We start from the raw sequence: 2,132 nt of genomic DNA on the forward strand, positions 1-2,132 counted from the left end.
AACGAGCGAATACTGCATCTGGGACACCGAACTTCCGGGCTTCGGAATGCGGGTCCGGCCCAGCGGCAACTATTTCTGGTTCGTTCGGCTCAGGCATCGCGGCAAGCACCGCAGGATCACGCTCGGAAAGACCGATGATGTCGATGCTGTACTGGCACGAGCGCAGGCGAGACGCTTGCTGGCGGAAGCCGCTCTCGACGGCCTGCCCAAGCGAGTGGCGATCGAATCGACCCCTACTATGAACGATTTCGTCACGACCCATTTCGATGATCTCGCAAGGGTCTGGAAACCATCGACCGCGAAGCGCAATGCGAATGCCTGGAGAATTGATCTGGCCGCGCACTTTGGCGATATTCCGGTTGCTGATGTTTCGAGGGCGGATGTCGTGCGCTGGCGCGATGCCTGCGCGGGCGAGAGGGAAGCGCGCTTCAATCGCGCGGTCCCTGTTCTTGCCTCCCTGCTCAAATATGCCGAGGCGCTGAGAATGCGCCGTAAGGGATCAAACCCTTGTCGCGGCATTCCGCGCTACAAGCGGCAGGCAATGGAACGGTATCTCAGCCCAAGCGAGTATGCGCGCATCGGCACCGAACTGCGCGCTTGCGAAAATGAAGCTCCCAAGCAGGTCGCGATTATCCGGCTGTTGCTCTACACCGGGGCTCGACGAAGCGAGATCGAAAAGCTGCGCTGGGAGTGGGTAAAGCCGCCGCGCCTTGTGCTCCCTGACAGCAAGACCGGACCCAAGATCATCTGGCTCAACAGTCAAGCGCTTTCGGTGCTGGGCAACATTGAGAGGCAAGACAGGTGCCCGTTCGTATTTCCCGATCACGCTGGCACCAAGCCCATCAACGTCGGCATGTGGTGGACCAGATTCCGTCGCCGCTGTGCGCTCCCCGATGTGCGCATTCATGATCTGCGGCACAGCTTTGCCTCGACCGCCATTATGGGCGATGTGCCTCTTGCGACCATCGGCAAGCTGCTTGGGCACGTTTTGCCCGAAACTTCTGCCAAATACGCCCACCTCGCTGACGAGTTCGTCGCTGACGCTGCGCAGCGCGTGTCAGGTTCGCTGGCATCCGCCATTGGTCTTCAAACATGACCGTGCTCGCGCTCAGGCAAGTGGTCGACGATGCGCTGGCCAAAGTTGGCGCGGACGTCAGTTTGATCCGCATTCCGAAGGGCAAACCGCGCACCACAACCTGGCTCGCCAGCGAGCACGGGTTAGGCATCCGTCACTACGCGTCGGGCAGGAACGTTTACATCGTGCAGACGCGGATGGGTGGCAAGCTGCGGACGGTGACGCTTGGGCCAGCGTCGGTCATCACGCGCACACAGGCAACGCAGGTGGCGCGGATGGTGCTAGCCCATGCGCGGACGGGTGAGAACCCGGCTACAAACCGCAAGCGGATACGCTCGGCTCCGCGCTATACCGACTTCCTCGACGAGTTTTGGCAAAAGTGGGCGCGGCGGTGGTCGGCCAAGACCTACGCCATTAACGGCAGCTATCGCCGCTTGTACCTCCAGAATGCGTTCGCGGAGCTCTGTATCGATGAACTCAACGAGGAGCATGTGACGAAGTGGTTTGCCGAGGTGAACCGGCAGACCAGCCCCGGCGCGGCTAATATGGCGCTCGGCTTGCTAAACCTGATGCTCAACAAGGCCGAAGCATGGGGTTACAGGCTGGAGAACACTAATCCGTGCCGCGTAGTTCGCATGAACCGCCGCCGCCACTGCGAGCGGTTTCTGACATATAAAGAGCTTGCACGCCTAGGGTCGGTGCTCGCACGAGCGGGCGACGGCGATCACGCCATGCGTTCGCTGGCAGCAAAAGCGGCAACGCTTCTTTTGCTAACCGGGTGCAGGCGCGGTGAAATCCTCGGCCTGCACTGGAACGACATCCACGGGACGCGGATCAAGCTGCGCCACGGCAAGACCGGTCCCCGAATGGTGTGGATGGGGGATGAGGCGAGGACCATCATTGATACAATCCCGCGCCACAGGAAAATCCCATGGGTGTTCTGGAATACACCTTATCGAAGGCCCATGCGCTCCATCGATGGTTTCTGGCGGCAGTTCCGCGATGAGGCCGGACTGCCGGGCCTGAGGATCCACGATCTTCGATACACATTTGCGAG

General features: G+C 60.7%; 2 protein-coding genes. Both read left to right on the forward strand.

Annotation, left to right across the window (positions count from 1 at the left end; genetic code table 11):
* Positions 1–1,096: tyrosine-type recombinase/integrase (locus ACGHU1_RS16805; RefSeq protein WP_390588856.1), on the forward strand; the 1,096-nt coding region annotated here is incomplete at its 5' end.
* On the forward strand, positions 1,093–2,132 hold a 1,040-nt coding region (locus ACGHU1_RS16810), incomplete at its 3' end, for a tyrosine-type recombinase/integrase (RefSeq protein WP_390588859.1). The genes ACGHU1_RS16805 and ACGHU1_RS16810, both read left to right, overlap by 4 nt.

Origin of the sequence: Erythrobacter sp. MTPC3 (assembly GCF_042854385.1) — a bacterium.
Classification (GTDB): domain Bacteria; phylum Pseudomonadota; class Alphaproteobacteria; order Sphingomonadales; family Sphingomonadaceae; genus Erythrobacter.